This window comes from Arthrobacter sp. Y3224198 (assembly GCF_059090025.1).
Genome location: NZ_JBNHFG010000007.1, coordinates 41,770 through 63,592 on the forward strand (window position 1 = coordinate 41,770; position 21,823 = coordinate 63,592).

Annotated in this window: 22 protein-coding genes; 6 read left to right on the plus strand and 16 right to left on the minus strand. The window is 67.4% G+C overall.

What is annotated here, in order from left to right; translation table 11 throughout:
• Positions 1–793 precede the first annotated feature (793 nt).
• The 4 genes from ychF to AC5RUF_RS05810 all read right to left on the minus strand — a co-directional run bounded on the left by ychF (position 794) and on the right by AC5RUF_RS05810 (position 5,787).
• A complete protein-coding gene (ychF, locus tag AC5RUF_RS05795) occupies positions 794–1,879 on the minus strand; it encodes a redox-regulated ATPase YchF (RefSeq protein ID WP_493996050.1) in 1,086 nt (361 codons plus the stop codon).
• A gap of 63 nt (positions 1,880–1,942) precedes the next feature.
• Positions 1,943–3,421 carry an HNH endonuclease gene (locus tag AC5RUF_RS05800; protein WP_494129981.1) on the minus strand — a complete coding sequence of 493 codons (1,479 nt, stop codon included), beginning with the start codon at positions 3,419–3,421 and terminating at the stop codon, positions 1,943–1,945.
• Positions 3,422–3,782: 361 nt separating this feature from the next.
• Positions 3,783–4,868, minus strand: coding sequence for a 4-hydroxy-3-methylbut-2-enyl diphosphate reductase (locus AC5RUF_RS05805; protein WP_494129982.1), 1,086 nt, complete (start codon positions 4,866–4,868; stop codon positions 3,783–3,785).
• Between the two features lie 103 nt (positions 4,869–4,971).
• On the minus strand, positions 4,972–5,787 hold the full coding sequence (locus tag AC5RUF_RS05810; protein WP_494129983.1) for a hypothetical protein: 816 nt from the start codon (positions 5,785–5,787) through the stop codon (positions 4,972–4,974).
• A gap of 146 nt (positions 5,788–5,933) precedes the next feature.
• Between AC5RUF_RS05810 and xseA the strand changes: the two genes are divergently transcribed.
• Both xseA and AC5RUF_RS05820 read left to right on the plus strand, forming a co-directional pair.
• Complete coding sequence (gene xseA, locus AC5RUF_RS05815; protein WP_494129984.1) at positions 5,934–7,202, plus strand: exodeoxyribonuclease VII large subunit; 1,269 nt, start codon at positions 5,934–5,936, stop codon at positions 7,200–7,202.
• 42 nt (positions 7,203–7,244) lie between these two features.
• Positions 7,245–7,481, plus strand: coding sequence for an exodeoxyribonuclease VII small subunit (locus AC5RUF_RS05820; protein WP_493998153.1), 237 nt, complete (start codon positions 7,245–7,247; stop codon positions 7,479–7,481).
• A gap of 6 nt (positions 7,482–7,487) precedes the next feature.
• On the opposite strand, the gene AC5RUF_RS05825 is transcribed toward AC5RUF_RS05820, so the two are convergent.
• From AC5RUF_RS05825 to AC5RUF_RS05855, 7 genes are all read right to left on the minus strand, one after another.
• Positions 7,488–8,705, minus strand: coding sequence for a pyridoxal phosphate-dependent aminotransferase (locus AC5RUF_RS05825; RefSeq protein WP_493998152.1), 1,218 nt, complete (start codon positions 8,703–8,705; stop codon positions 7,488–7,490).
• Positions 8,706–8,790: 85 nt separating this feature from the next.
• Positions 8,791–9,744: an ABC transporter substrate-binding protein gene (locus AC5RUF_RS05830; RefSeq protein ID WP_493998151.1), complete on the minus strand. Its 954-nt coding sequence runs from the start codon at positions 9,742–9,744 to the stop codon at positions 8,791–8,793.
• Complete coding sequence (locus AC5RUF_RS05835) at positions 9,741–10,499, minus strand: ABC transporter permease (RefSeq protein ID WP_494129985.1); 759 nt, start codon at positions 10,497–10,499, stop codon at positions 9,741–9,743. Before AC5RUF_RS05835 ends, AC5RUF_RS05830 begins: the two co-directional genes overlap by 4 nt.
• A 2-nt stretch (positions 10,500–10,501) precedes the next feature.
• Positions 10,502–11,251 (minus strand): ABC transporter permease, encoded by a 750-nt coding sequence (locus tag AC5RUF_RS05840; RefSeq protein ID WP_494129986.1) that lies wholly within the window; start codon positions 11,249–11,251, stop codon positions 10,502–10,504.
• Position 11,252: 1 nt separating this feature from the next.
• Entirely contained in the window at positions 11,253–12,353 is a 1,101-nt protein-coding gene (locus AC5RUF_RS05845; RefSeq protein WP_494130024.1) for an ABC transporter ATP-binding protein, read from the minus strand.
• Between the two features lie 201 nt (positions 12,354–12,554).
• A complete protein-coding gene (locus AC5RUF_RS05850) occupies positions 12,555–13,496 on the minus strand; it encodes an N-acetylglucosamine kinase (RefSeq protein ID WP_493998660.1) in 942 nt (313 codons plus the stop codon).
• Between the two features lie 45 nt (positions 13,497–13,541).
• Positions 13,542–14,789, minus strand: a complete 1,248-nt coding sequence (locus AC5RUF_RS05855) for an MFS transporter (protein WP_494129987.1) — start codon at positions 14,787–14,789, stop codon at positions 13,542–13,544.
• Between the two features lie 154 nt (positions 14,790–14,943).
• Here AC5RUF_RS05855 and AC5RUF_RS05860 point away from each other — a divergent pair, with 154 nt between their 5' ends.
• The gene (locus AC5RUF_RS05860) at positions 14,944–15,420 is read left to right on the plus strand and encodes an Lrp/AsnC family transcriptional regulator (protein WP_493998314.1); all 477 of its coding nucleotides are present in this window, start codon (positions 14,944–14,946) and stop codon (positions 15,418–15,420) included.
• Positions 15,421–15,523: 103 nt separating this feature from the next.
• Here AC5RUF_RS05860 and AC5RUF_RS05865 read toward each other — a convergent pair whose 3' ends face one another.
• From AC5RUF_RS05865 to galU, 4 genes are all read right to left on the minus strand, one after another.
• Positions 15,524–16,822, minus strand: coding sequence for a phosphotransferase (locus AC5RUF_RS05865; protein ID WP_494129988.1), 1,299 nt, complete (start codon positions 16,820–16,822; stop codon positions 15,524–15,526).
• Positions 16,823–16,824: 2 nt separating this feature from the next.
• Complete coding sequence (locus AC5RUF_RS05870; RefSeq protein ID WP_494129989.1) at positions 16,825–17,865, minus strand: hypothetical protein; 1,041 nt, start codon at positions 17,863–17,865, stop codon at positions 16,825–16,827.
• A gap of 81 nt (positions 17,866–17,946) precedes the next feature.
• Entirely contained in the window at positions 17,947–18,567 is a 621-nt protein-coding gene (locus tag AC5RUF_RS05875) for a GNAT family N-acetyltransferase (RefSeq protein ID WP_493997724.1), read from the minus strand.
• 6 nt (positions 18,568–18,573) lie between these two features.
• Positions 18,574–19,479, minus strand: a complete 906-nt coding sequence (galU, locus tag AC5RUF_RS05880; RefSeq protein ID WP_493997723.1) for a UTP--glucose-1-phosphate uridylyltransferase GalU — start codon at positions 19,477–19,479, stop codon at positions 18,574–18,576.
• Between the two features lie 69 nt (positions 19,480–19,548).
• On the opposite strand from galU, the gene AC5RUF_RS05885 reads away from it, so the two are divergent.
• From AC5RUF_RS05885 to AC5RUF_RS05895, 3 genes are all read left to right on the plus strand, one after another.
• Complete coding sequence (locus AC5RUF_RS05885) at positions 19,549–20,151, plus strand: 5-formyltetrahydrofolate cyclo-ligase (protein WP_494129990.1); 603 nt, start codon at positions 19,549–19,551, stop codon at positions 20,149–20,151.
• A 52-nt stretch (positions 20,152–20,203) separates the two neighbouring features.
• Positions 20,204–20,503 (plus strand): FmdB family zinc ribbon protein, encoded by a 300-nt coding sequence (locus AC5RUF_RS05890; protein ID WP_494129991.1) that lies wholly within the window; start codon positions 20,204–20,206, stop codon positions 20,501–20,503.
• 205 nt (positions 20,504–20,708) lie between these two features.
• The gene (locus tag AC5RUF_RS05895) at positions 20,709–21,458 is read left to right on the plus strand and encodes an SAF domain-containing protein (RefSeq protein ID WP_494129992.1); all 750 of its coding nucleotides are present in this window, start codon (positions 20,709–20,711) and stop codon (positions 21,456–21,458) included.
• A 52-nt stretch (positions 21,459–21,510) separates the two neighbouring features.
• On the opposite strand, the gene AC5RUF_RS05900 is transcribed toward AC5RUF_RS05895, so the two are convergent.
• Positions 21,511–21,819, minus strand: coding sequence for a hypothetical protein (locus AC5RUF_RS05900; protein WP_494129993.1), 309 nt, complete (start codon positions 21,817–21,819; stop codon positions 21,511–21,513).
• Positions 21,820–21,823 lie beyond the last annotated feature (4 nt).

Genomic DNA, 21,823 nt, shown 5'->3' on the forward strand with positions numbered 1-21,823 from the left:
GACTGGAGCCCGCTGCCCCCTATCCGATTAGCCCGGCGGGCTCACACATTCACTAGTCAGCAGCGCCACGCTTTTCCTCTTGTGGTCTAATTCATTACAGGAAGCGTGCTGAACAACGTGTTCGCAGCAATCACACGGACAAAGGACAACGACATGGCCAAGGGACATCTCTGCCCACTCTGCAATACCTACACCGTTCAACCACAGAGCACGAACCGATTGAAATGCTCTACCTGTAAGACAGTGTTCGACAGGGAGCAGATCACATCCCGCTGAGCAATCTGGCCCCTGTCAATGGGTGGTCCACAACTACCGACTCCAGCCCCACCTAGGTAAAAGGAGTCGGGCTCCATATGCTCGAACAGTTAGACAGAGAACCTGTCGGAGAGAATATCTTGTTGCATACAGACGTTATGCATCCGAGGGAAAGAACCCTCGTTTGGGGACATTCAGCGGTAACAGCGCTAGACGGACTGAAGAACCAGACGCTCGTCCTCATCAACCACTGAAGTGAACTGCGAAGCTGGGACAGCATCCACTCCGAGCCAAACCTCGCTAATACTCATATTGCCTCTCGTGCTACTAGCACCTCAAATTGGCCAGTGACCGCATGACCAGACTCAAATTACCTAGATCAGGTAAACAATTGAATACTTCACTGAGCCTAATAAGATACTGCATCAGCTAAATCGACTGCCGGTACCTGGTGGTGTATCGAAGCCGCTTCATGCCGTGCGAAGGCCTCGCCTCGGATCAGCGGGGCGAGGCCTCATAGCAGGTGAGGGGAGTGTCTCTAGACGTTGAAGCGGAACTCCACCACGTCGCCGTCGGCCATGACGTAGTCCTTGCCTTCGATGCGGACCTTGCCGCGGGACTTAGCTTCGGCCATGGAGCCGGCCTCCACCAGGTCGTCGAAGGACACGACCTCGGCCTTGATGAAGCCGCGCTGGAAGTCGGAATGGATTACGCCGGCAGCCTGCGGAGCGGTATCGCCCTGTTTGATGGTCCAGGCGCGCGTTTCCTTCGGGCCGGCAGTGAGGTAGGTCTGCAGGCCCAGAGTGTGGAAGCCGACACGGGCCAGCTGGTCCAGTCCGGATTCCTCCTGGCCGTTCATTTCCAGCATCTCGCGGGCTTCTTCTTCGTCCAGCTCCACCAGGTCGGCTTCGAGCTTGGCGTCCAGGAAGATGCAGTCGGCAGGAGCTACGAGTTCACGGAGTTCGGCCTGGCGGTCGGGGTTGCCGAGCACGGCATCGTCCACGTTGAACACGTAGATGAACGGCTTGGCGGTAAGCAGGCTCAGCTCACGCAGGTGCTCCATGTCCAGCTTGTCGCTGGCAACGGAAGAGAAGATGGTATCGCCGCGTTCGAGCACGGCCTGCGCTGCCTGCATGGCAGCCAGCTGCGCGGCGTCGCGCTTCTTGATCTTCACTTCCTTCTCCACCCGCGGGATCGCCTTTTCCAGCGTCTGCAGGTCCGCGAGGATGAGTTCGGTGTTGATCGTTTCCATGTCCGAGCGCGGGTCGACCTTGCCGTCCACGTGGATGACGTCGGGGTCATCGAACACGCGGATAACCTGGGCGATGGCTTCAGCCTCGCGGATGTTGGCCAGGAACTGGTTGCCCAGACCTTCGCCTTCCGAGGCGCCCTTGACGATGCCGGCAATGTCCACGAAGGACACCGTTGCCGGCAGGATGCGTGCACTTCCGAAGATTTCGGCCAGCTTGGCCAGCCGCGGGTCGGGCAGGGACACGACGCCGACGTTCGGTTCGATGGTGGCGAACGGATAGTTCGCCGCCAGCACGTTGTTCCGGGTCAGCGCATTGAACAGGGTTGATTTGCCGACGTTGGGCAGGCCGACGATGCCAATAGTAAGAGCCACGGTAGTAAATGATACCGGGCATGAGCCGGTAACCCGCACGCCCACCGCATGGGAGGGGCCTGGCTATGGCTGCATCGCCGGGATAGGCAGGCCGGATGGATGGAGGGACTCATCCGGTTGGAGTTTGCCACGTGGGGCGCCTGGCAGTGGCGGCGTTGTTGATCGGTAGCGGTGGCCTGTCGGCGTTGCGACTTCCACCGTATGGCGGGTCTGCGCCTGCTGATCCTGCATGGATTCGGCCGCCCACCCGGGTGCTTCCTTCGCGTGGTTGCAGGCCTCGCACAGCCCTTGGATGTTTCGGACCTCAGTGACTCCGCCGTCCTTGTGCGGCCGGATGTGGTCCATGTGCCGGATGGGTGCATCACACCACGGCGTTCGGCAGGTCTGGTCTCTGGCCGTGATCAGCCGGGCCAGGTTCGCAGGCACAAAACGGGCCTTCGAATCCATGCCGATCAACTCGCCTGTGGCCGGTGCGGTGTAGAGGCGGCGCAGCCAGAAACCCGGCTCATCGGCGGGCAGGAGCGCGGCATCCGCGGGAGGCACGGCCGGATTTCCCGCTGCTGTCCGGCAGTCTGTCTCGCTTCGTTGCCCGGTGGCCTTGCGGACCAGGTCCCGTGCCCACAATGCCGGCACGATCCCGTACCCGGCCAGGAACGCCGGCTCACGGTCCCCGGCCAGCAGGGACCGGTCCGTCATTACCAGCTGCACCTCGACCGGCACCTGCTCCGTCTGGGCCTGCCCGGTGATCCGTTCCACCATCGTGTCGGCCATGATCTGGCCCCGGCCCCTCACATCACCGCGGGCACGAAGCACATCCGCTTCCCGGCTCAACGCCGCGAACACCGCCACACCCTGCGCCACCGGCAACAACCCGGTCAGATAGGTCATGGTGTCCGGGGCAGGCCGGCAGGACACGAACCGGTCCTCCACCGCCTTCGCCGCCCGCCGCACCAACGCCGCCTGATCAATCCGGCACGTGATCTTCCGGACCAAAGCAATCAACCGCCCATCCCCCAAACCGTCCAACACGGCAGGATCCCCGGCGACCTCCCGATCCACCAACATTCGGTCCTCAACGCTCAGGCATGCCGTCTCCCTCACCAGCAGGGTGGCCCGCCACTCGCTGATCCGCCCCTCAGACAACGCCGAAAGAGTGCAGGGCATCTCCGTAGTCAGGGCCTTCGCGAAACCCAGGATCCGGCCACCCCTGGCCGGGGACTCACGCCGGGCCAGAGCAACCTGTGCGGCCACTCCGACCCCCTGTTTCTCCGCCGGCAACCCCGCCCGGGCATGGCCAGCCCGCGCCGATGCGTCCAACGCGGTCGCGGCGCGAGCCTGGGCGGCACTAGCGGCAGCCTTCAATTCCTCCAGGGCCCTCAACCGGTCCACCAGCCCTGCCTGGGAATCAGCAGCAATACCGGCGAGCGCCTCGGCCGAGGACAATTCCCGGATCATCGATGCCACCACAGCAACGGACCCGGGATCCTGATTGGAGGGAAGGGCGGGTCCGCCCTCCCCCACACCGGCCACAGCACCAGCCATAGCAGTAGCCCCCACGCCAGCCACAGCAGCAGCCGCACCAGAGGTCATGGAACTCGAATGGGGGCGGTCGCCGCGAGAGGGCTTTGCCGCCCAGTTTGATTCGAACATGTGTTCGACTCTATGCAGCCAAAAGGGCCGCAACAACAAGTAGTTTCAAGCTGTGGACGGACTACCTATCCACGTGGGTAAGGGGCATTTCAGTGCTCCGCAGATGCCCGGACCGCTTTCACTGCGGGGCTGCAACAAGACTGCGGTCCAACAGGCCCACGGCATCGGGCATCAGGCAACCAGCGCCATGCATCAAGCAGGGTGCACAGGGCAATCGGTACCGCAACTGAGACGGGCTAAACCCCGACGAAAGCTACTCAGCAGCCTCGCGGCGTCGTCCGCCCAGGCCGCGGGACGAATCGCCCATGGCCTTGAGCGTGGCCCGGATTTCCTTGGGCAGGGAGAACATGATGTCCTCTTCGGCCGTCACAACCTCTTCGACGTCGCCGTAGCCGTACTCGGCCAGCAGGTTGAGCACGTCCCGGACCAGGTTCTCGGGAACGGACGCACCGGAGGTAACCCCTACGGTTGCTACGCCCTCGAACCAGCTTTCATCCACCTCGTTGGCGAAATCGACTCGGTAGGAGGCCTTGGCGCCGTATTCCAGCGCCACTTCCACCAGACGGACGGAGTTGGAGGAGTTGGCCGACCCGACCACCAGCACCAGGTCCGCCTCGGGTGCAATCTTCTTAATGGCCGCCTGCCGGTTGGAGGTGGCATAGCAGATGTCGTCGCTGGGCGGATCCTGCAGGGACGGGAACCGCTTACGCAGCAGGTTCACGGTGTGCATGGCTTCATCCACGCTGAGCGTGGTCTGGGAAAGCCAGATGACCTTCTCGGGGTCGCGGACGGTGACCTTGTCCACGTCTTCGGGCCCGTTAACAATCTGCATGTGTTCCGGCGCTTCGCCGTACGTGCCTTCGACCTCTTCGTGCCCCTCGTGCCCGATCAGCAGGATGTCGAAATCGTCGCGGGCAAAACGCACAGCCTCGCGGTGCACCTTGGTGACCAGCGGGCAGGTGGCGTCGATGGTCTGCAGGTTCCGGTCCTTCGCGGACTGCACGACGGCGGGTGAGACGCCGTGCGCGGAGAAGATCAGCCGGGCGCCTTCGGGCACCTCATCGGTCTCATCCACGAAGATGGCACCCTTTTCCTCCAGGGTCTGCACCACATGGAGGTTATGGACAATCTGCTTGCGGACATAAACCGGGGGCCCATAGGCCTCCAGCGCCTTCTCGACGGCAATGACTGCGCGGTCCACTCCGGCGCAGTAGCCGCGAGGTGCCGCCAGCAGGACGCGCCGGGGCCCGTAGACGGGAGCGGCCGCAGCCACCTCCGCGGGGGTGCGGCGCCTGCGGGGGACTGTGGGCATAGGCACGGAGATAACTGTGCTGGTCATGCACCCATGCTATCGGGTATAGGTCCCCGTCCCGGGCCCCGGACGCGTGGGTACGCTCACAGCAGACCTGCCGCCGGGAACCGGACACCACGACGCCGGCAGACTACCGCCGGGAGCCGCGCACCACACGTGCCAGCGACCCGGCCACCAGTGCGGCCGCCCCGCCCAGCATCAGGCCGATGGTCCAGGTGCGCAGGCTCCGGGCCGCCTGCCCGGTGAAGGCCTCCGCGAAGGCGGACGCTACGGCGCTGCCGAGCTGCTGGGCGGCCACCCGCTCCGGCAGTATCCCGGCGGCCAGCCACAGTGCCGCGCCTGCGAGCGCAATACCCAGCCCCATCAGCGCAAAGGTGGTGGACCGCCGTCGCGCCACCAGCAGGGCCAGGATCCCGGCCACACCGGCAGCAAGGGCGAGCACCGGCCAGGCCTCGCCGGCCCGCTGGACGTTCTTCACGAGTTCAGCATGGCCAGCCCCGCCGATCTCCACCGGAACCTGCCCGGGCTCCGGCACGTCCACATCCAGTTCCCCGCCGACCGTTCCGGTCACGAGCGAGACCAGGGGCGCGACGTCGAGCGTCACGCCGCCGTCGGCGTCGCCGAAGGTGAGCGCGTGGGAACGGCGCAGCGTCTCGTTCCATGCCTGCGGGTATTCGGGCAGGGACTGGACGCCTTCCACGGCGGAGGTGATCACCGGCGCCACCAGCCCGGCCAGCGGCCCGGGAAGGTCCACCGATTCGGTGGCCCGGGCTGACAGGTCAGCGGCCAGCTCACGCTGTAGGGCGTCGTCTTCGGCCAGCGGCTCCCCCAGCGCGGCGAAGCCGTCTTCGGAGACGACGTTGGTGTTCAGCCATGCCCCGCCGAAGGCTGCCGCGGCGAGCAGGATTGCCAACAGACCGAAGACCGCTGAGGCGAATGTGCGCATAAAAAAGCTTCCTTGTCCGTTGCCACCGGCCAACCCGAAAGCGCGGCCGGAACCGGACCGGGGGATGCACCTGATAGACATTAAGCCTGTGCCGGTTTTCCATCCCGGCCCGAGAGCCAGTTCCAATCCACCGCGGGAGCATCCAGATGCAAGACGACAGCGGACCGTTGAGTCCCGAGAATACCCCGGAGAAGACCACCCTGCCCGCGACGGCCGCCCAGACCTCCCCCGAGAACCCCTGGCCTTTGGCCCTGCTCTCCAAGAACCTCAAGGCCTACATCGACCGGGCTCCGGCCACCTGGGTGGAGGGCCAGGTGATCGAGCTCAACCGCCGCGCCAACGCCTCGTACATCACCCTGCGCGACGTCGACGCCGAGGTCTCGCTGTCGCTGACGGTGTGGAGCACGGTCATGAACCGGCTGGAACTGCCGCTGGAGCGCGGGGCCCGGGTGGTGGCCCAGGTGAAACCGGATTTCTGGGTCAAGACCGGCCGGCTGTCCATGCAGACCAGGGACATCCGGCCCGTGGGGCTCGGCGATCTGCTGGCACGGATTGAACGGCTGCGGCATGCGCTGGCGGCCGAAGGGCTGTTCAGTGAAGACCGCAAGCTGCCGCTGCCGCTGCTGCCGGGCCGGATCGGGCTGATTACCGGCCGGAACTCCGATGCCATGAAGGACGTCATGCGCAACGCGGCGCTGCGCTGGCCCGCCGTCGCCTTCGAGGTGCGGGAAGTGGCCGTCCAGGGCGTCAATGCGGTGGCCGAGGTGACCCGGGCGCTGGCGGAACTCGATGCCATGCCCGAGGTGGACGTGATCGTGATTGCCCGCGGCGGCGGCTCCCTGGAGGACCTGCTTCCGTTCAGCCACGAGGACCTGGTCCGGGCCGTTTCCGCCGCGTTGACGCCGGTGGTCAGCGCCATCGGGCACGAAGCCGACCGGCCCCTGCTGGATGAGGTGGCGGATCTGCGTGCATCCACTCCCACCGATGCCGCCAAGCGCATTGTTCCCGACGTCGGCGAGGAACTCTCCCGGGTCCGGCAGTCCCGGGCCCAGCTCCGCCGGGTGCTCACCATGCTGGTCAGCCGCGAAACCGACCGGCTGAACCACATCCGTTCCCGGCCCGTGATGGCCGCGCCCGAAACCATGGTGGAGCGGCGTGCCGAAGAGGTTGCCCGCCTGCGCTCCCGCGCCCTGTCCGCCGTCACCGCGGAGGTCCGCCGCGATGCGGACCGGATCGGGCACCTGCGTGCCCAGGTCCGGGCCCTCTCGCCGCAGAACACCCTGGACCGCGGCTACGCGGTGGTCCAGCTGCAGGACGGCGCAGTGGTGCGCGACCCCGCCGAAGTACCTGCCGCCGCCCGCCTCCGGATCCGCGTGGCGGCCGGCGAACTCACCGCCACCGAAGGAACCCGGTAGCAGCCCGCTGCCGCATTTACCGAAACCCCTAAAGGACAAGACATGAGTGAAACACCCGTAACCCCGGCAGTACCCGCGGACATTGAGGCCATGAGCTACGAACAGGCCCGTGACGAGCTGGTCTCCGTGGTGGGACGGCTGGAAACCGGCGGCGCCAGCCTGGAGGAATCCCTGGCGCTGTGGGAGCGCGGCGAACACCTCGCCAACCGCTGCGAAGCCTGGCTTGAGGGCGCACGCCAGCGGCTGGACGCTGCACGGAGTGCCGCCGCCGGCGAGTAAGCCGCCCTACGGCTTGTAGCTGTCCAGGAACTCCGCCAGCCGCGACATGGCATCGTCGATGTCTTCAACGCTGGGCAGGAACACCATGCGGAAGTGGTCCGGGCGGACCCAGTTGAACGCGGTCCCCACGGAAATCAGGATCTTCTGCTGCTTGAGCAGGTCCAGGGCAAACTGTTCGTCGTCCTTGATCGGATAAACATCCGGGTCCAACCGCGGGAACAGGTACAGCGCGCCCTGGGCCCGTTCACAGGTCACCCCTGGAATGTCGTTGAGCATCTGGTAGGCCTTGTCGCGCTGGGCACGCAGCCGGCCGCCGGGCAGGATCAGGTCATTGATGCTCTGGTAGCCGCCCAGCGCGGTCTGGATGGCGTGCTGGGCCGGCACGTTGGCGCACAGCCGCATGTTGGCCAGCAGGTTGATGCCTTCAATGTAATCGGCGGCATCGCGCTTCGGTCCGGAAATGGCCATCCAGCCGCTGCGGTACCCCGCGATGCGGTAGGCCTTGGACAGGCCGCTGAAGGTGAGGCAGAGGACATCGTCGCCGGTGAGGCTGGCGGCGTTCACGTGCACCGCGTCGTCGTACAGGATCTTTTCGTAGATCTCGTCCGAGAAGATGATCAGCCCGTGCTTGCGTGCCAGTTCCACGATCGACTTGACTACATGCTCCGGGTACACGGCACCGGTGGGGTTGTTCGGGTTGATCAGGACAATGCCCTTGGTCCGGTCCGTGATCTTCGCGGCAAGGTCGTCGACGTCGGGCCACCAGTTCGCCTTTTCGTCGCACAGGTAATGCACCGCCGTGCCGCCGGCCAGCGATACCGAGGCCGTCCAGAGCGGATAGTCGGGGGCCGGCACCAGGATCTCGTCACCGTTGTTCAGCAACGCCTGCATGGACAGGGTGATCAGCTCGCTGACCCCGTTGCCCAGGTACACATCGTCCACGTCGATGTTGTTGATGCCGCGGCCCTGGTAGTACTGCACCACGGCCGTGCGGGCGGAAAAGATGCCGCGTGAGTCGCTGTAGCCCTGCGCGGTGGGCAGGTGCCGCATCATGTCCACGAGGATGGCTTCGGGCGCTTCAAAACCGAATGGTGCGGGGTTGCCGATGTTCAGCTTCAGGATCCGGTGGCCCGCCGCTTCCATCCGCTGGGCGTGTTCGAGCAAGGGTCCACGGATGTCGTAGAGAACGTTGTGGAGTTTGTGCGACTGCTTGAATTCGGCCATTTCATTAGGATGCCATACGCCGGCGCCCCCGCAGCGTATGTTTCGCTGCAGGGGCGCCGGTCATGACAAACGGGACGGCCGGGGATCAGGCCAGGCCCTTCTCCTCCAGCCAGTCCTTCGCCGCTTCACTCGGATCCAGCTTCTGGTCGCCGCTAACGGCCTGGTTCAGCGAGATCAGGTCCTCGGTGGTCAGCTGGGCCGATACCTTGTCCAGCACCTCCCGTGCCTGGTCGCTGACGCGGTCGTCGGCAACGAGCGGGATGACCTGCTGGGCGGGCCAGTTCTGCTTGGGGTCCTCGAGGACCACCAGTCCGTTTTCCTCGATGGCGGGCGTGGTGGTGAAGATATCGGCCACCTGGATATCGCCCTTGAGCAGCGCATCCACGGTCAGCGGACCGCCGGCGTCGCCGATCGCAGTGAACTCCTTGAACTCGCAGCCGTACTTGTCCTTCAAGCCGGCCAGGCCCTGGGTACGTTCGGCGAACTCGGCCGGCGCGCCGAGGGTGAGCTCCCCGCACACCTTCGCCAGGTCTTCGATGCTGGTGAGCTGGTACTTTTCGGCTGTGGCGGCGGTGACCACCATGGCGTCCTTGTCCTCGGCGTCGGAGGGCTCAAGGACCACCAGGTTCTCCGGCAGCTTCTCGGCCAGGGCATCGACAATCTCGCCCGGGTCCACCAGCTCGGTTTCCGGATCCACGTTTACCAGCAGTGCCCCGGTGTATTCGGGAATCAGGTCGATCGACCCGTCCTCCAACGCAGGGATGTAAACCTCGCGGGATCCGATGCCCAACCGGGTCTCGGCCGGAATGCCGGCAGCGTTCAGGGCACCGGCATAGATCTCGGCAATGGTGCTGCTTTCCGGGAAATCGGCGGACCCAACCACCAGGGTTTCGCTTGAGGCACTGCCGGAGGCGGCAGCCGTGCTTTCCTCCTGCAGCGGATCCCCTCCCCCGCTGCAACCGGCCAGGGCCAGGGCCAGGCCGCCGGCAAGGACAGTCAGTGCTTTCCGCCGGGATTTCCGGGGCGCGTGCTGCTTCATGGTTTTCCTCCTTGTGCGCCGGCTGCGGGTACTCCGCTGCCGGTCGATGTGTTGGCAGCCTGTCGGCGGCCGAGTCCGGTGGGGATCAGAAAGCGTGACCCCAAGGCAATCACGGCGTCCACGGCGAGCGCCAGCACTGCGATGATTACTGCGCCCCCGAAGACCCTGCCGTAGTCGGCCAGCGCGAGTCCGTCGATCAGGTAGCGGCCCAGCCCGCCGAGGTTGATGGTGGCGACTACGGCCGCGGTGGCAACCACCTGCAGGGTGGCCCCCCGCAGCCCGCCGAGGATGACCCGCATGCCGTTGGGCACTTCCACCCGGAACAGGACCTGGGCCTCGGTCATCCCCAGGCTCCGTGCCGCGTCCACAACGCTGGGGTCCACGGCGGCCACTCCGGCGTAGGTACCGGCCAGGAGCGGCGGGACGGCCAGCAGCACCAGCGCCCAGATGGGCGGCATCAGGCCCAGCCCGGCCAGCAGCACGAACAGGGTGAGCATGCCCAGGGTCGGCAGCGCCCGCAGCAGCCCCGACACCGCCACCACGGTGAACGCACCCCGGCCGGTGTGGCCGATCAGCAGTCCCAGCGGCACGGCGATCAGGGCTGCGATCAGCAGGGCCAGGCCGGTGTACTGCAGGTGTTCCAGGCTGCGCACCGGGATACCGGCGGCGCCGGTCCAGTTTGCCGGGTCGGTCAGCCATTCCCAGCCCTGCCCCAGTGCGTTGGTGCTTGTGTAGTCGGTGCGCGGAACGTACATGCTCAGGCCCCCTTGAGTGCGGCGTCGGGAGCCGCGGCCAGGGGTTCGGGACGGCGCACCGTCGGCGTACCGGCCGCACCGCCGCTGCCGCCGGAACGGGCGGCTCCGCGGGTCCTGCTGCCGCCGCGGAGCCACGGTGTGAGGCCGCGCTGCAGGAGGACGAAGAACAGGTCCATCACGAAGGCCAGGACGAGGGTGGCGAGGATGCCCACCACGATTTCGGTGAGGAAGAAACGGCGCAGCCCGTCGCTGAAGAAGAAGCCCAGGTTCTGAACCCCGATCAGGGCACCGACGCTGACCATGGAAATGTTGCTGACGGACACCACCCGCAGTCCGGCGATCAACACGGGGACGGACAGCGGCAGGTCAACGGTCAGGAAGCGGCGCAGTGGCCGGTAGCCCATGGCGACCGCGGCCTGGCGGACGCCGTCGTCCACGGAATCGAACGCGTCGATCGCCACCCGCAGCATCAGGGCCACCGCATAGATGGTCAGCGCCACAATGATGTTGGCCAGGTCCAGGATCCGGGTCCCCAGGATGGCCGGCAGCGTAACGAACAGCGCCAGCGAGGGAATGGTGTACAGCAGGGACCCGGCGGACAGCACAAAGCCGCGGATCTTCGGCCGGTCCCGGACCAGCTGGGCCAGCGGCAGGGCGATCAGCACACCAATGAGCAGCGGCAGCACCGATTGGTACAGGTGCAGGGCGCTCAGCCGCAGCACGTCGTCGGTATGGGCGAGGAACCACTGCATTTCAGCCGCCGCTCCGCGAGAGCCGGGCGGCCTCGATCAGTGCCAGCACCTCCGCCGCCTTGACGACGCCGACGGCACGGCCGGCGTCGTCCACCGCCACGCCCAGCCCCGAAGGCGAGGACAGAGCGGCATCAAGTGCCCGCCGCAGGCTCTCGCCGCGCGGGTACAGGGAGCCGCCCGGCACCAGGTCCGCCGCCGAGGTAACGGCACTGCGACCGCCTCCCGGCACCCACCCCAGCGGGCCGCCGTCGGCGTCCACGCACAGCGCCCAGCCGTCGAGGACCCGGACCGCGGGGTCCGGCAGCGCTCTGACGTCGATCAGCTGCACCGGGTGCACGGGTACATCGTCCCCGTGCTGGAAGGACAGGTGGCGGAAGCCCCGGTCGCGGCCCACGAACCCTGCCACGAAGTCGTCCACGGGCGCCCGCAGGATTTCCTCCGGTGCAGCGTACTGGGCCAGCCTGCCACCGGTGCCGAATACGGCCACCTTGTCACCCAGGATCGTGGCCTCGTCAATGTCGTGGGTGACGAACACAATGGTCTTGGACAGGTCCTGCTGCAGGCGCAGGAGCTCTTCCTGCAGCTCGGCCCGCACCACCGGGTCCACGGCGCTGAAGGGTTCATCCATCAGCAGCACGGGCGGATCCGCGGCCAGTGCCCGCGCCACTCCCACACGCTGCTGCTGGCCGCCGGACAGCTGGCCCGGGTACCGGCCGCCGAGGGCACGGTCCAGCCCGACGACGTCAAGCAGCTCCGCGGCCCGGCGGCGGGCTTCCGCCCGGGGCGTGCCGTTCAGGCGGGGCACGGTGGCCACGTTGTCCAGCACCGTCCGGTGCGGCAGCAGCCCGGAGGACTGCATGACGTAGCCCATGGAGCGGCGAAGCCGAGCGGCGGGAACCTCGGAAATATCCTGCCCGTCCACCTCCACGGTTCCGGAGGTGGGTTCGACCATGCGGTTGATCATGCGCAGCGACGTGGTTTTCCCACAGCCCGAGGGACCGACAAAGACCGTAATCGATCCCCGGTCAATGTCCAGGTCCAGCTTGTTCACGGCTGGTGCGGCCTCGCCATAGGTCTTGGTCACCTGCCGGAAGCGGATCATGGGAGTCGCCCGGGCAGCGCCGGGTGCGGCCTGCTCAGGGCCGGCCTGGTCTGGCAGCGGGGTCATGGGGTATGCCTTCCGTGGGAATGCCGGTGCATGCGGCAACCGGCGACGTGGCGTGATGCATCACGGTATTTCACGGATGCGCGGTGCGTCCAGCAGTACGGGAACACGCCTGGCCGGACCGGGAGCCGGCAGCCATCAGCTGCTGCCGGCGGCGCCGTTGGTGCTGGCCCCGCTGGCCTGATGCAGCAGGTAGGCCGTTCCGAAGACGGGGTCGGCAGCCAGGAAGCGGATGTCCGTCAGGCCGGCGGTCCGGAGCCTGTCCCGCAGCAGGTCCTGGAGCAGTGGCTGGTGCATTCCGAGCCCCCCGCCGATCACCACCGGACCGGAGATCTTCAGCTGGCGGGCAACGTCCACCGTCAGTCCGGCCAGGTGCCCCGCCGCCGCGTGCACAATCTCCGCCGCAGCCGGATTGCCTGCCCGCGCGGCATCGAAAACCAGCCCGGCCTTGCCCGCCCAGTACCGTCGGTCGGTGGGTCCGTGGAAAAGCCCGATGAGTTCGGCGGGCCCGGCAACCCCGCAGGCAGAAACGAGCGCCGTGGCCAGGTCATCCGGTTCCTGTCCCAGATCGTGGCACCGCAGGGCATGCCGGACGGCTTCACGTCCCACCCAGTAGCCGCTGCCTTCGTCCCCCAGCAGGTAGCCCCAGCCTCCGGAGCGGGCCTGCCGGCCTGAGGCATCAATGCCCCAGGCCACGGAGCCGGTGCCGGCGATGACGGCGATGCCTTCGGAGGCTTCGCCCGCGGCGAGGATCAGGCGGGTGTCGTGGACAACCCGGACGACGGCGCCGGGCATGTGTTCGGCGATCAGCGCACGCAGCGCTTCCTCGTCGCGGGCGGTGTCCACACCGCCGGAGCCGGCGATCACCGTGGTGACGCCGTCGGTGCCCAGCCCGGCAAAGATTTCGGCCAATGCAGCGCGGGCCGCGTCCACCGGCACATTCTGCACGTTGGCACTGCCGGCCAGTGCCTCACCGGTGACGGTTCCTCCCCGGAGCCGGATGCCGTGGGTCTTGGTTCCCCCGATATCGAGGCCGATGGCGTCGGGGCCGGCAGGGTCCTGGGTGGGAAGAGCATGCATTCCTCCAGCCTACTTTCCCGTCGGCGCCGGGCGAACCGGAAGGGGCTAAGCGGCAGGGTTCCGGCGCAGGGACCGCCGCAGGCTCAGGACGGCCAGGGTGAGGCAGGCGGCCGTGATGCCGGCCGAGAACCAGGCGACGGAGGGCTCCAGCCCCCAGATGCCGCCCGCGGCACCCAGCCCGAGCACTGGGAAGGCGCTGCCCAGATAGGTGATGACGTAGACGGTGCTGATGATCCGGGCATGTTCGGCCGCTTCAACTGCCGCCGCCACTTCATTGAAGACCACCCGGAAGGCCATGCCCTGGCCAAAGCCCGCCATCAGGCAGGCAACGGTCAGCAGGAGGAGGCTGCCGGTGGCGCCGGCCGCCGGAATCAGCGCGACGCCGGTGCCCATGGCGGCCAGTCCGACAGGCGCGGTAAACCGGCCGCGGATACCGGTGAGCTGGCTGACCGCAGAGGCGCCCAGGGCCAGGGCTGCCAGCAGTCCGATGGCCGGACGCCAGGTGGTGCCGGCTATGGAGGAGAAGTAGGTGGGCGCCAGCGAGAGGCAGAAACCGAAGGCGGCAAAGCTGAGGAACCCGGTGATGGATGCTATCCAGAACTGGGTGCGGGCACGGTGCGACACCGCAGGCTTGCGCGGCCGCAGCATGGCCATGGGGCGGCCTTCAGCCAGGGAGATGGCAGGCCGGGCCTTGAGCAGGCACAGCGGAACCAGCAGCGCCGCCAGCACTGCCGAGTGGATGAGGAACGGTGTCATGGTGGGGGCCGGCAGCAGCGACAGGAGCCCGCCGATCACCGGACCGGCAGCCACTCCCCCTGCAGAAACCAGGAGGGTGAAGCGGGTGGCCCATTCCGGTTTATGCGGCAGCAGTTCTCGCAAGGCTGCGGAGCTGGCACCGGTCGCCAGGGCAACGGATGCCCCTTGGAGTGCGCGTCCCAGCATCAGGGCGCCTACGCCGGTGGCGGTGCCAAAGATCAGGCCTCCGGCCAGGGAGACGACGCCGGCAACCACCAGTGCGGCGCGCCGCCCGATGTAGTCGGACCAGTGTCCTACCAGCAGCAGCCCGGCCACGAGGACCAGCACATACGAGGCAAAAGCGAGCGTCACGCCGAAGTAGGACAGGCCCAGGGATTCCCCCAGCAGCGGGTACAACGGGGTGGCCAGGTTGGCGCCGATGAGCAGAGTGGTCATCACGGCGAGCGTGAGGACCAGCCGGGGACGGATGGCGGCGTCCCATTCTTTCCGGGTGGTCCGGGCTGCGGGCTGCATGCGCAGCTCACTCAGCACTGTCACTGGGAACTTTCCAAGGTCACCGGGGTACTTCCATCCTCTATAAAGCTAATGCTTCTACAGGATGGGGTGTCAGCGAGCAGACCGGGCACACTAGAGTGTCCTTTTGATCGATCTGCTCAATATGATGAGCTGCTACTGACAGGAGATGCGCTAAATGGCCAATCTGGACGCACTGGACCGCCGCCTGCTGCTGGAGCTGGTAAGGGATCCCCGGGCCCAGATCAGCGACCTGAGCGAAAAGCTCGGCGTGGCCCGCAACACCGCGCAGAGCCACGTGCGCCACCTGATGCGGGCCGGCGTGATCCGCCACGCGGGCCGGGATGTGGACCTTGCCCAGCTCGGGTACGACGTCCAGGCCTTTGTGACCATCGAGGTGACGCACCGCGAACTGGACGGGGTGATCGCCGGGCTGCGCACCCTGCCCCAGGTGCTGGAGGTGCATGAGATTTCCGGACGCGGAGATGTCTGGTGCCGGCTGACGGCCACCGACACCCAGCAGCTGCAGCAGGCGCTGCGCTCCGTACTGCGGATCAAGGGGGTCATCAGGACCGAGACCGTCCTGGCGCTGCACGAGCACATTCCCTACCGCACCGAGCCCCTGCTCGAGAAGCTCGTGCCACCGGCCGACTGATCCGGGCAGGATTTGATCCGGGCCTGCTCGATTCCGGCGGGGTCGATTCCGGCAGGGTCGATGCCGGCGAGGTCAGCCCCGGGCAGGGTCGATCCGGGCGGGGTCAGCCCCGGGCTGCGCGCAGGAGCCCCTCTGCCACTTCCAGCCGGAGCCTGGCCTGGTGGCTGCGGCTGCTCTGCTTGACGGGCCGGGCGCCGGCCACCAGGGTTAGGACCACTCCAGCCGTGCGGGCATTCAGGGCCGCGGGGTCAACGGCTTCCTGGAACACCCCGCGGTAACGCTGCAGCGTACGGGTAAAGTGCGGCTGGTTCGGGTGCGCCGCTGCAAGGACGGCCAGGTGCCCCAGCAGGCAGGCCAAGTCGTCGGCCCGTTGCCCGGGACCCAGCCCGTCAATATCCAGCAGACCGGTGATCTCGGAACCGGTCACCAGCAGGTTGCCTTCGTGGAAGTCCCCGTGGACCGGAACCTGCGGACCCGCCGGGGCGGACGCCAGCACGTGGGCGATGCCGGCGGCCAGACTGTGTATCCGGTGCGCTTCGGCGGGCAGCACCGCCGCGGCAGCAGCTGCGTAGTCGCCGGCACGGTCCGCCCAGGCTTTGCGGTGCGGAAGCGCCAAGGCTTGCGCCGGAAGCGAGTCGAGCAACTGCAGGAGGCTTTCGGGAGCGATGCCGGGGGCTCCGTCCTCCGCGACCCGGCGGAACAGCGACGTCCCCGGCAGCGCACCCAGAACTGCCACGTCCCGACCCCTGGGTGCCGCCAGGAGCGGCGGTGCGGGGACCCCGGCCCCGGCCAGCAACTCATGCCGGTGCCGGAGTCCGGGCAGCATGGCCTTGGGGAGGAGTTTGAGGTAGGCGGATCCCCCGGCGTGTTCCGCGGAAACCACTGCACGGCGCAGCGGTCGGTAGGCCAGCAGTGACAGCCGGGCCGCCGCTTCGGACCCGAACACATCCCGGCCCACCGCTTCACCGTCCGTGGCCCACGGCAGGGACGCCAGCACCGGGTCATGCGGATGCAGCCACATACCCAACGCCAGTCCGGCAATGCGAGCCGGGACAAGTCCCGGCCCCGCCGTGGTGCCGGCGGTGGTGACACCCACATACAGTGTCAGGCTGTCCGCAACGGCGCCGGCAGCAGGGGCCGAGGCGCCGGCAGGGGAACCGCTCCCCCGCGGGAACGGGGTGTCCGGGGCGACCGCAGTCCGGGGGCGGCAGCGGACCCGGTACAGGGCGGAAACGGCACCCTGCGGCCGGTGATGGCTGCGCAGGTGCTTCCAGTCCTCAAGCCGAAGGCCGCGGGCCGAAAGCATCTCCTGCAGCGGGCCGCGCATGGCTGCGCTGCTGAAAACGGCCACCGCTTCGGCAGCACGGCCGGGTCCGGCCGCGGCGGCAGTACTGCCAGCCACTGCTAGGCGCGGCGGCGCTGCAGGACGTCGTCGAGGTTGATCTTGCCGGTTTCCTGGCGTTCGGGGCCGGCCGGTGCCGGAACGGCTCCGGGGCGCAGCGGCGTCTTGGTCAGCGACCGCGGCGGTTCGGGCAGGACGATCGGTTCGGGCGCGGGGCGTTCGGCCTTGGGCGCGTCGACGTAGACCGGCTTCGGGACTTCCACCGGCTGCCACGGCGTGGTGCCCGGCTTGGCGGGCTGCGCAGCCGCTGCCACTTTCAGGGCCTCGGTGCGCAACTCTTCCGCCGTGAACGGTGCCGGTGCAGGCTCCACCGGAGCGGGGACGCTGTCCGGTGCCGGTGCGGCTTCGAGGTCGAAGAGGACGGTTTCCCGCGGGGCGGCCGCTGCTCCGGTACCGTTTTCGGCAGCCTCACGGACCGCGCCGGATTCGGCGGCGCCGCGGGCATCGGCGACACCGTCCGTTCCGGCGTCGCTGTCTGTTTCGTTGATGCTGTCCGTTCCGGCGTTGCTGCCTTCAGCGAACGGGCGCTGCTGCGGCTGCGGGCCCATGGCTGCACGGAACGCGTTCTCCATCCGTCGCCGCCGGTCCCGCAGGGCCAGCGAACGCAGGGTAGCCACCACTGCTGCCGAAACGGTCAGGCCGGCGAGCGGCAGCAACCAGGAAACGGAGGTGAAGGCGGCGAGGATTCCGCCCACCGGGATAGTCAGGAGCGCGATGAGGCCCACCGCTGCCAGGACCGCCCGCCCGGTCCGGATCCGCAGGGCGCCGGGTGCCTGGACCGGGCGCGCCGGTCCCCCCTGGCTGTACAAAGACCCGCCCCCGCTGGGTGCCTGGCTGGTGTTTTGCATGATGTTCCCCTGGGACCCGTTGCCCGGCGAGGCGGGCGGGTGGATGGTGGTTGCGGTTGAGCGGAAAGCGGTGCTGTCCTGCGGTGCTGCTGCCGGACGGCGGAAGAAATACGGGCCGACCCACAGCAGCCACAGCGTCACGGCCAGTGCCAGCACCAGCGAGCTGTTCAGGGAGCTGTTAAGAGGGAAGTCCACACCTACGACCGTAGAAGCTCACGGGCGCCCGCCGCCGCATTCACGCCGGTGTGTCGGCGTGTCAGATGTGAAAAAAGTTGACTAGGCGTTGCGGCGGGAGTTCCACCGGTTCAGCAGTCCTTCCGGCACTTCCTCAGCGGTCAGTGCGAAGCTGCGGTGGTCCGTCCAGCGACCGTTGATATGCAGGTAGCGCAGTCGAAGCCCTTCGTCCCGGAAACCGAGCTTTTCCACCACCCGCAGGCTGGGCCCGTTCTCCGGCCGGATATTGATCTCCATCCGGTGCAGGTGCAGCGTGGAGAAGCAGTAATCCGTGGCCAGCGCCACGGCCGTGGGCACTATCCCCCGGCCGGCACGTGCCCGGTCCACCCAGTAACCCAGGGTGGCCATGCGGGCGGAACCCCAGACGATGGTGGAGACGGTCAGCTGTCCCACGATCGCCGGTTCACGGGCGGGGTCCTGGCGTTCGGTGATAACGAACGGCAGGGCTGAGTCCTGGCGGGCCTGCCGGTTAAGGCTGCGGACCATGTCGCCGTAGGTGGGCGGTTCACCCCCGGGCACCGGGTTGGTGGCCTCCCAGGGACCGACCCAGGCCGAGTTGCGAGCCCGGACTTCGGTCCACTCGCGCCGGTCCCGGTGCCGGATCGGCCGGAGCACAATGTCGTCACTCTCCAGCGTCACCGGCCACGGTACCGAACCCCACATGGTGTTTTAGTTTTCGAAGGTACCGGTGAAGTCCTTGAGCCAGTCGCGCAGGCCCGGACCCAGGTCTTCACGCTCGCTGGCGAGTGTGACCACGGCCTTGAGGTAGCTCATCTTGTCGCCGGTGTCGTAGCGGCGGCCGCGGAAGACGACGCCGTAGACGCCCGAGCCTTCGCCTTCGCCGGCGGCGAGGGTCTGCAGTGCGTCGGTCAGCTGGATTTCCCCGCCGCGGCCGGGACCGGTTTCCTCCAGCACATCGAAAACGGCGGGGTGCAGCACGTAACGGCCGATCACGGCGAGGTTCGAGGGGGCCTCGTCGACGTCGGGCTTTTCCACGAGCTTGTTGACGCGGACGTAGTCCTCGCCTTCCACGACGGAGATATCGGCGCATCCGTAGGCGCTGATCTGTTCGGGGTCCACCTCGATGAGGGCAATGACGGAGCCGCCGGTCTTGGCCTGAACTTCCACCATCTGCTCGAGCAGGTCGTCGCGGGCATCGATGAGGTCATCACCCAGCAGGACGGCAAACGGCTCATCGCCGACGTGCAGCTTGGCCCGCAGCACTGCGTGGCCCAGACCCTTGGGATCGCCCTGGCGAAGGTAGTGGATCTCGCCCAGTTCCGAGGCGGCGCGCACCATTGCGAGCTTCTCCATGTCGCCCTTGTCTTCAAGGGTCTTTTCGATGAACGGGACGCGGTCAAAATGGTCTTCAAGGGAGCGCTTGTTCCGCCCGGTGATCATGAGGATGTCCGGCATGCCCGCATTTACGGCTTCTTCAACCACGTACTGGATGGCCGGCTTGTCGACCACGGGGAGCATTTCCTTGGGCATCGCTTTGGTGGCGGGCAGGAAGCGGGTACCCAGGCCAGCGGCGGGAATTACGGCTTTGGTTATGGTGGGGCGTGACGTCGTCATAGTGGTAAGCGTACCTAAGAGCGCTGATGTTGCACCAAATAAGCATGCTTATTGGGGACAATAGGTTTTATGCACCAACTGGACAAAGAACAGGCCCGCAGGGATTTCCTGCAGCACCGCCGCGCCATGGACCGGAGCCGGCGGGCCGCTGCGGCCCGGGCTCTTGCCGACCGGGGCCTCCAGGGAGCACAGGAACTCCTCCCTTCCGGAGGTACCGTAGCCTGCTACCTTTCCGTCGGAACCGAACCGGGGACGGCGGAACTGCTTGATGCCCTGCATGCGTCCGGCTATCAGGTGGTGGTTCCGGTGTGCGAACCGGACCGGCAGTTGTCCTGGTGCTACTGGATGCCCGGGATCGAGATGGTGCCGGGACTGCACGGTTCCCTGCTGGAACCGACCGGGCCACGCTACAGCGCAGCCGAACTGCCCGGCCTCGACCTGGTCTTTGTTCCCGCGCTGGCGGCCGACGACGCCGGCGGACGGATGGGCAAGGGTGGCGGCTACTATGACCGGTTCCTGGCCCGGCTGAGGGCCGCCGGCAACGCGGCACCCGCGGTCGCCGTGGTGTTCGAACAGGAGTTCGTGCCGGCCGGGAGCTTTGAAACCACCCCGCTGGACGCCGCGGTTGATGCGGTGCTGACGCCGGACGCATGGCGGAAAGTGCCGGTTTAGCGCATGTATACTTAGCACTCAAGGCCATAGAGTGCCAAGGAGGATTACCAGAGTGCCCACGTACGCCTACGCCTGCAAGGACTGCTCCCATTCGTTCGATATCCAGCAGTCCTTCAGCGATGATTCCCTGACCGTCTGCCCTGAGTGCGGCGGCCGTCTGCGCAAGAAGTTCAACAGCGTTGGAGTTGTCTTCAAGGGATCCGGTTTCTACCGCACAGATTCCCGCGATGCTGCCTCCTCCGTTCCGGCAGCACCCGCCAAGAGCGACGCCGGCACGGCGCCGGCCGCCAAGGCTGAAAGCAGCTCCGCAACCGCTGCCCCTGCGGCAAGCGCCGGCTCCTCCCCCGCGTAAAGCACGCGCAGGGCTCGTCCCCCGCTTGAGTCAAGAGCAGAGCTCGTCCCCCGCTTAACTGCTCTGCGGCCGGGCCGTCCCCACCCGTCACATCGGTTGCGGACCCTGTCTCCACAACCCGTTTCTGCGCAGGTCCGTCCCGGCATTGTGCACTGAGCGCGCGACCGGCGGAGTCAGTACGCCCAGCTACCCATAGCGTGGCGGCATGCCTTTCCTCCGCCGGCCTGCTCCGGGTCTGAACAACAACATCGGTTTCCGCAGCGACATCGGTTTCCGCAGCGCCTCCGGCCGCCCGGCCGGCTCCGGACGGTTCCTGCGCTTTATGGTCCGCCACCGCCGCTTGATCGCCGCCTTGGCGTGCTGCGCTGCAGCCGGAGCAGCCGTACACGCGCTGGTTCCTCCGGAAGCCGAACATGCCTCTATTATCCAGGCCGCGCATGACCTTCCGGCCGGCAGCGTCCTGGAGGCCGGTTCCCTGGCGACGGGCTCCATCCCCTCCGAAGCTGTCCCTCCGGGTGCGCATTCACATCCTGACGGGCTCCTTGGGCGGCGCCTGGCCACACCGCTGCTGCAGGGAAGCCCCGTCACGGAGCTCTCGCTGGCCGGACCAGGGCTGCTTTCCGGTTCGCCGCCGGGCACCGTCGCCATCCCGCTCCGACCTGCAGATCCATCCGTCCTTGACCTGCTGGCGCCGGGACAGCCGGTTACCGTCGTGGCCGCACCCCGGGACGGAGCATGGGAGACCGCGCCGGGCGGGGTGGACGGCGCCGTGGTGCTGGCTACCTCGGTGCCCGTGCTGTGGGTTTCCGGCGCGGGATCCACCGACGGGTGGCCTGCCGCCTCGAGCGGCACCGGAGAAGGCCTCGTGGTGGTGGCCGCAGACCGGAAGGATGCCGCCCGCCTCACGGCGGCATCGGGAGCCGGCGGTATTTACCTGGTCCTGACCGGTGGATGACGCAACCCGTGTACCTGGTCCTGACCGGTGGATGAGGAAACCGCTGCCTGAGTCAGCCCCAGTGTGGCGGGCGCTGCTCCAGCAGCCAGGAGTCGCGGTCCTCCGGGCTGTCTCCCCATACCCGGGGATCGTCTTCCTTCGCCTTGACCGGGACCAGGCCCGTCGCCCCTGCCGAACCGGCACGCCGGTTGCCCCGCCGCCGCGGCGCGGATCCGGCCTGCGGCTGCTGCTCCGCTCCGCCGCTGTGCTGCTCCTGCGGTTCGTCCTGCTCCGCGCCGCCGCTGTGCAGCTCGTGCTCCTCAACCGGTTCCTGCTCCTCAACCGGTTCGTGCTGCTCAACCGGTTCCTGCTGCTCAGTCAATGGT

Excerpts from the sequence above, each read along its gene's own strand:
- AC5RUF_RS05800 (WP_494129981.1), bottom strand. The coding sequence starts at position 3,421 with ATGGCTGGTGCTGTGGCCGGTGTGGGGGAGGGCGGACCCGCCCTTCCC.
- AC5RUF_RS05805 (WP_494129982.1), bottom strand. The coding sequence starts at position 4,868 with ATGACCAGCACAGTTATCTCCGTGCCTATGCCCACAGTCCCCCGCAGG.
- AC5RUF_RS05810 (WP_494129983.1), bottom strand. The coding sequence starts at position 5,787 with ATGCGCACATTCGCCTCAGCGGTCTTCGGTCTGTTGGCAATCCTGCTC.
- xseA (WP_494129984.1), top strand. The coding sequence starts at position 5,934 with ATGCAAGACGACAGCGGACCGTTGAGTCCCGAGAATACCCCGGAGAAG.
- AC5RUF_RS05820 (WP_493998153.1), top strand. The coding sequence starts at position 7,245 with ATGAGTGAAACACCCGTAACCCCGGCAGTACCCGCGGACATTGAGGCC.
- AC5RUF_RS05825 (WP_493998152.1), bottom strand. The coding sequence starts at position 8,705 with ATGGCCGAATTCAAGCAGTCGCACAAACTCCACAACGTTCTCTACGAC.
- AC5RUF_RS05830 (WP_493998151.1), bottom strand. The coding sequence starts at position 9,744 with ATGAAGCAGCACGCGCCCCGGAAATCCCGGCGGAAAGCACTGACTGTC.
- AC5RUF_RS05835 (WP_494129985.1), bottom strand. The coding sequence starts at position 10,499 with ATGTACGTTCCGCGCACCGACTACACAAGCACCAACGCACTGGGGCAG.
- AC5RUF_RS05840 (WP_494129986.1), bottom strand. The coding sequence starts at position 11,251 with ATGCAGTGGTTCCTCGCCCATACCGACGACGTGCTGCGGCTGAGCGCC.
- AC5RUF_RS05845 (WP_494130024.1), bottom strand. The coding sequence starts at position 12,353 with ATGATCCGCTTCCGGCAGGTGACCAAGACCTATGGCGAGGCCGCACCA.
- AC5RUF_RS05850 (WP_493998660.1), bottom strand. The coding sequence starts at position 13,496 with ATGCATGCTCTTCCCACCCAGGACCCTGCCGGCCCCGACGCCATCGGC.
- AC5RUF_RS05860 (WP_493998314.1), top strand. The coding sequence starts at position 14,944 with ATGGCCAATCTGGACGCACTGGACCGCCGCCTGCTGCTGGAGCTGGTA.
- AC5RUF_RS05875 (WP_493997724.1), bottom strand. The coding sequence starts at position 18,567 with ATGTGGGGTTCGGTACCGTGGCCGGTGACGCTGGAGAGTGACGACATT.
- galU (WP_493997723.1), bottom strand. The coding sequence starts at position 19,479 with ATGACGACGTCACGCCCCACCATAACCAAAGCCGTAATTCCCGCCGCT.
- AC5RUF_RS05885 (WP_494129990.1), top strand. The coding sequence starts at position 19,549 with ATGCACCAACTGGACAAAGAACAGGCCCGCAGGGATTTCCTGCAGCAC.
- AC5RUF_RS05895 (WP_494129992.1), top strand. The coding sequence starts at position 20,709 with ATGCCTTTCCTCCGCCGGCCTGCTCCGGGTCTGAACAACAACATCGGT.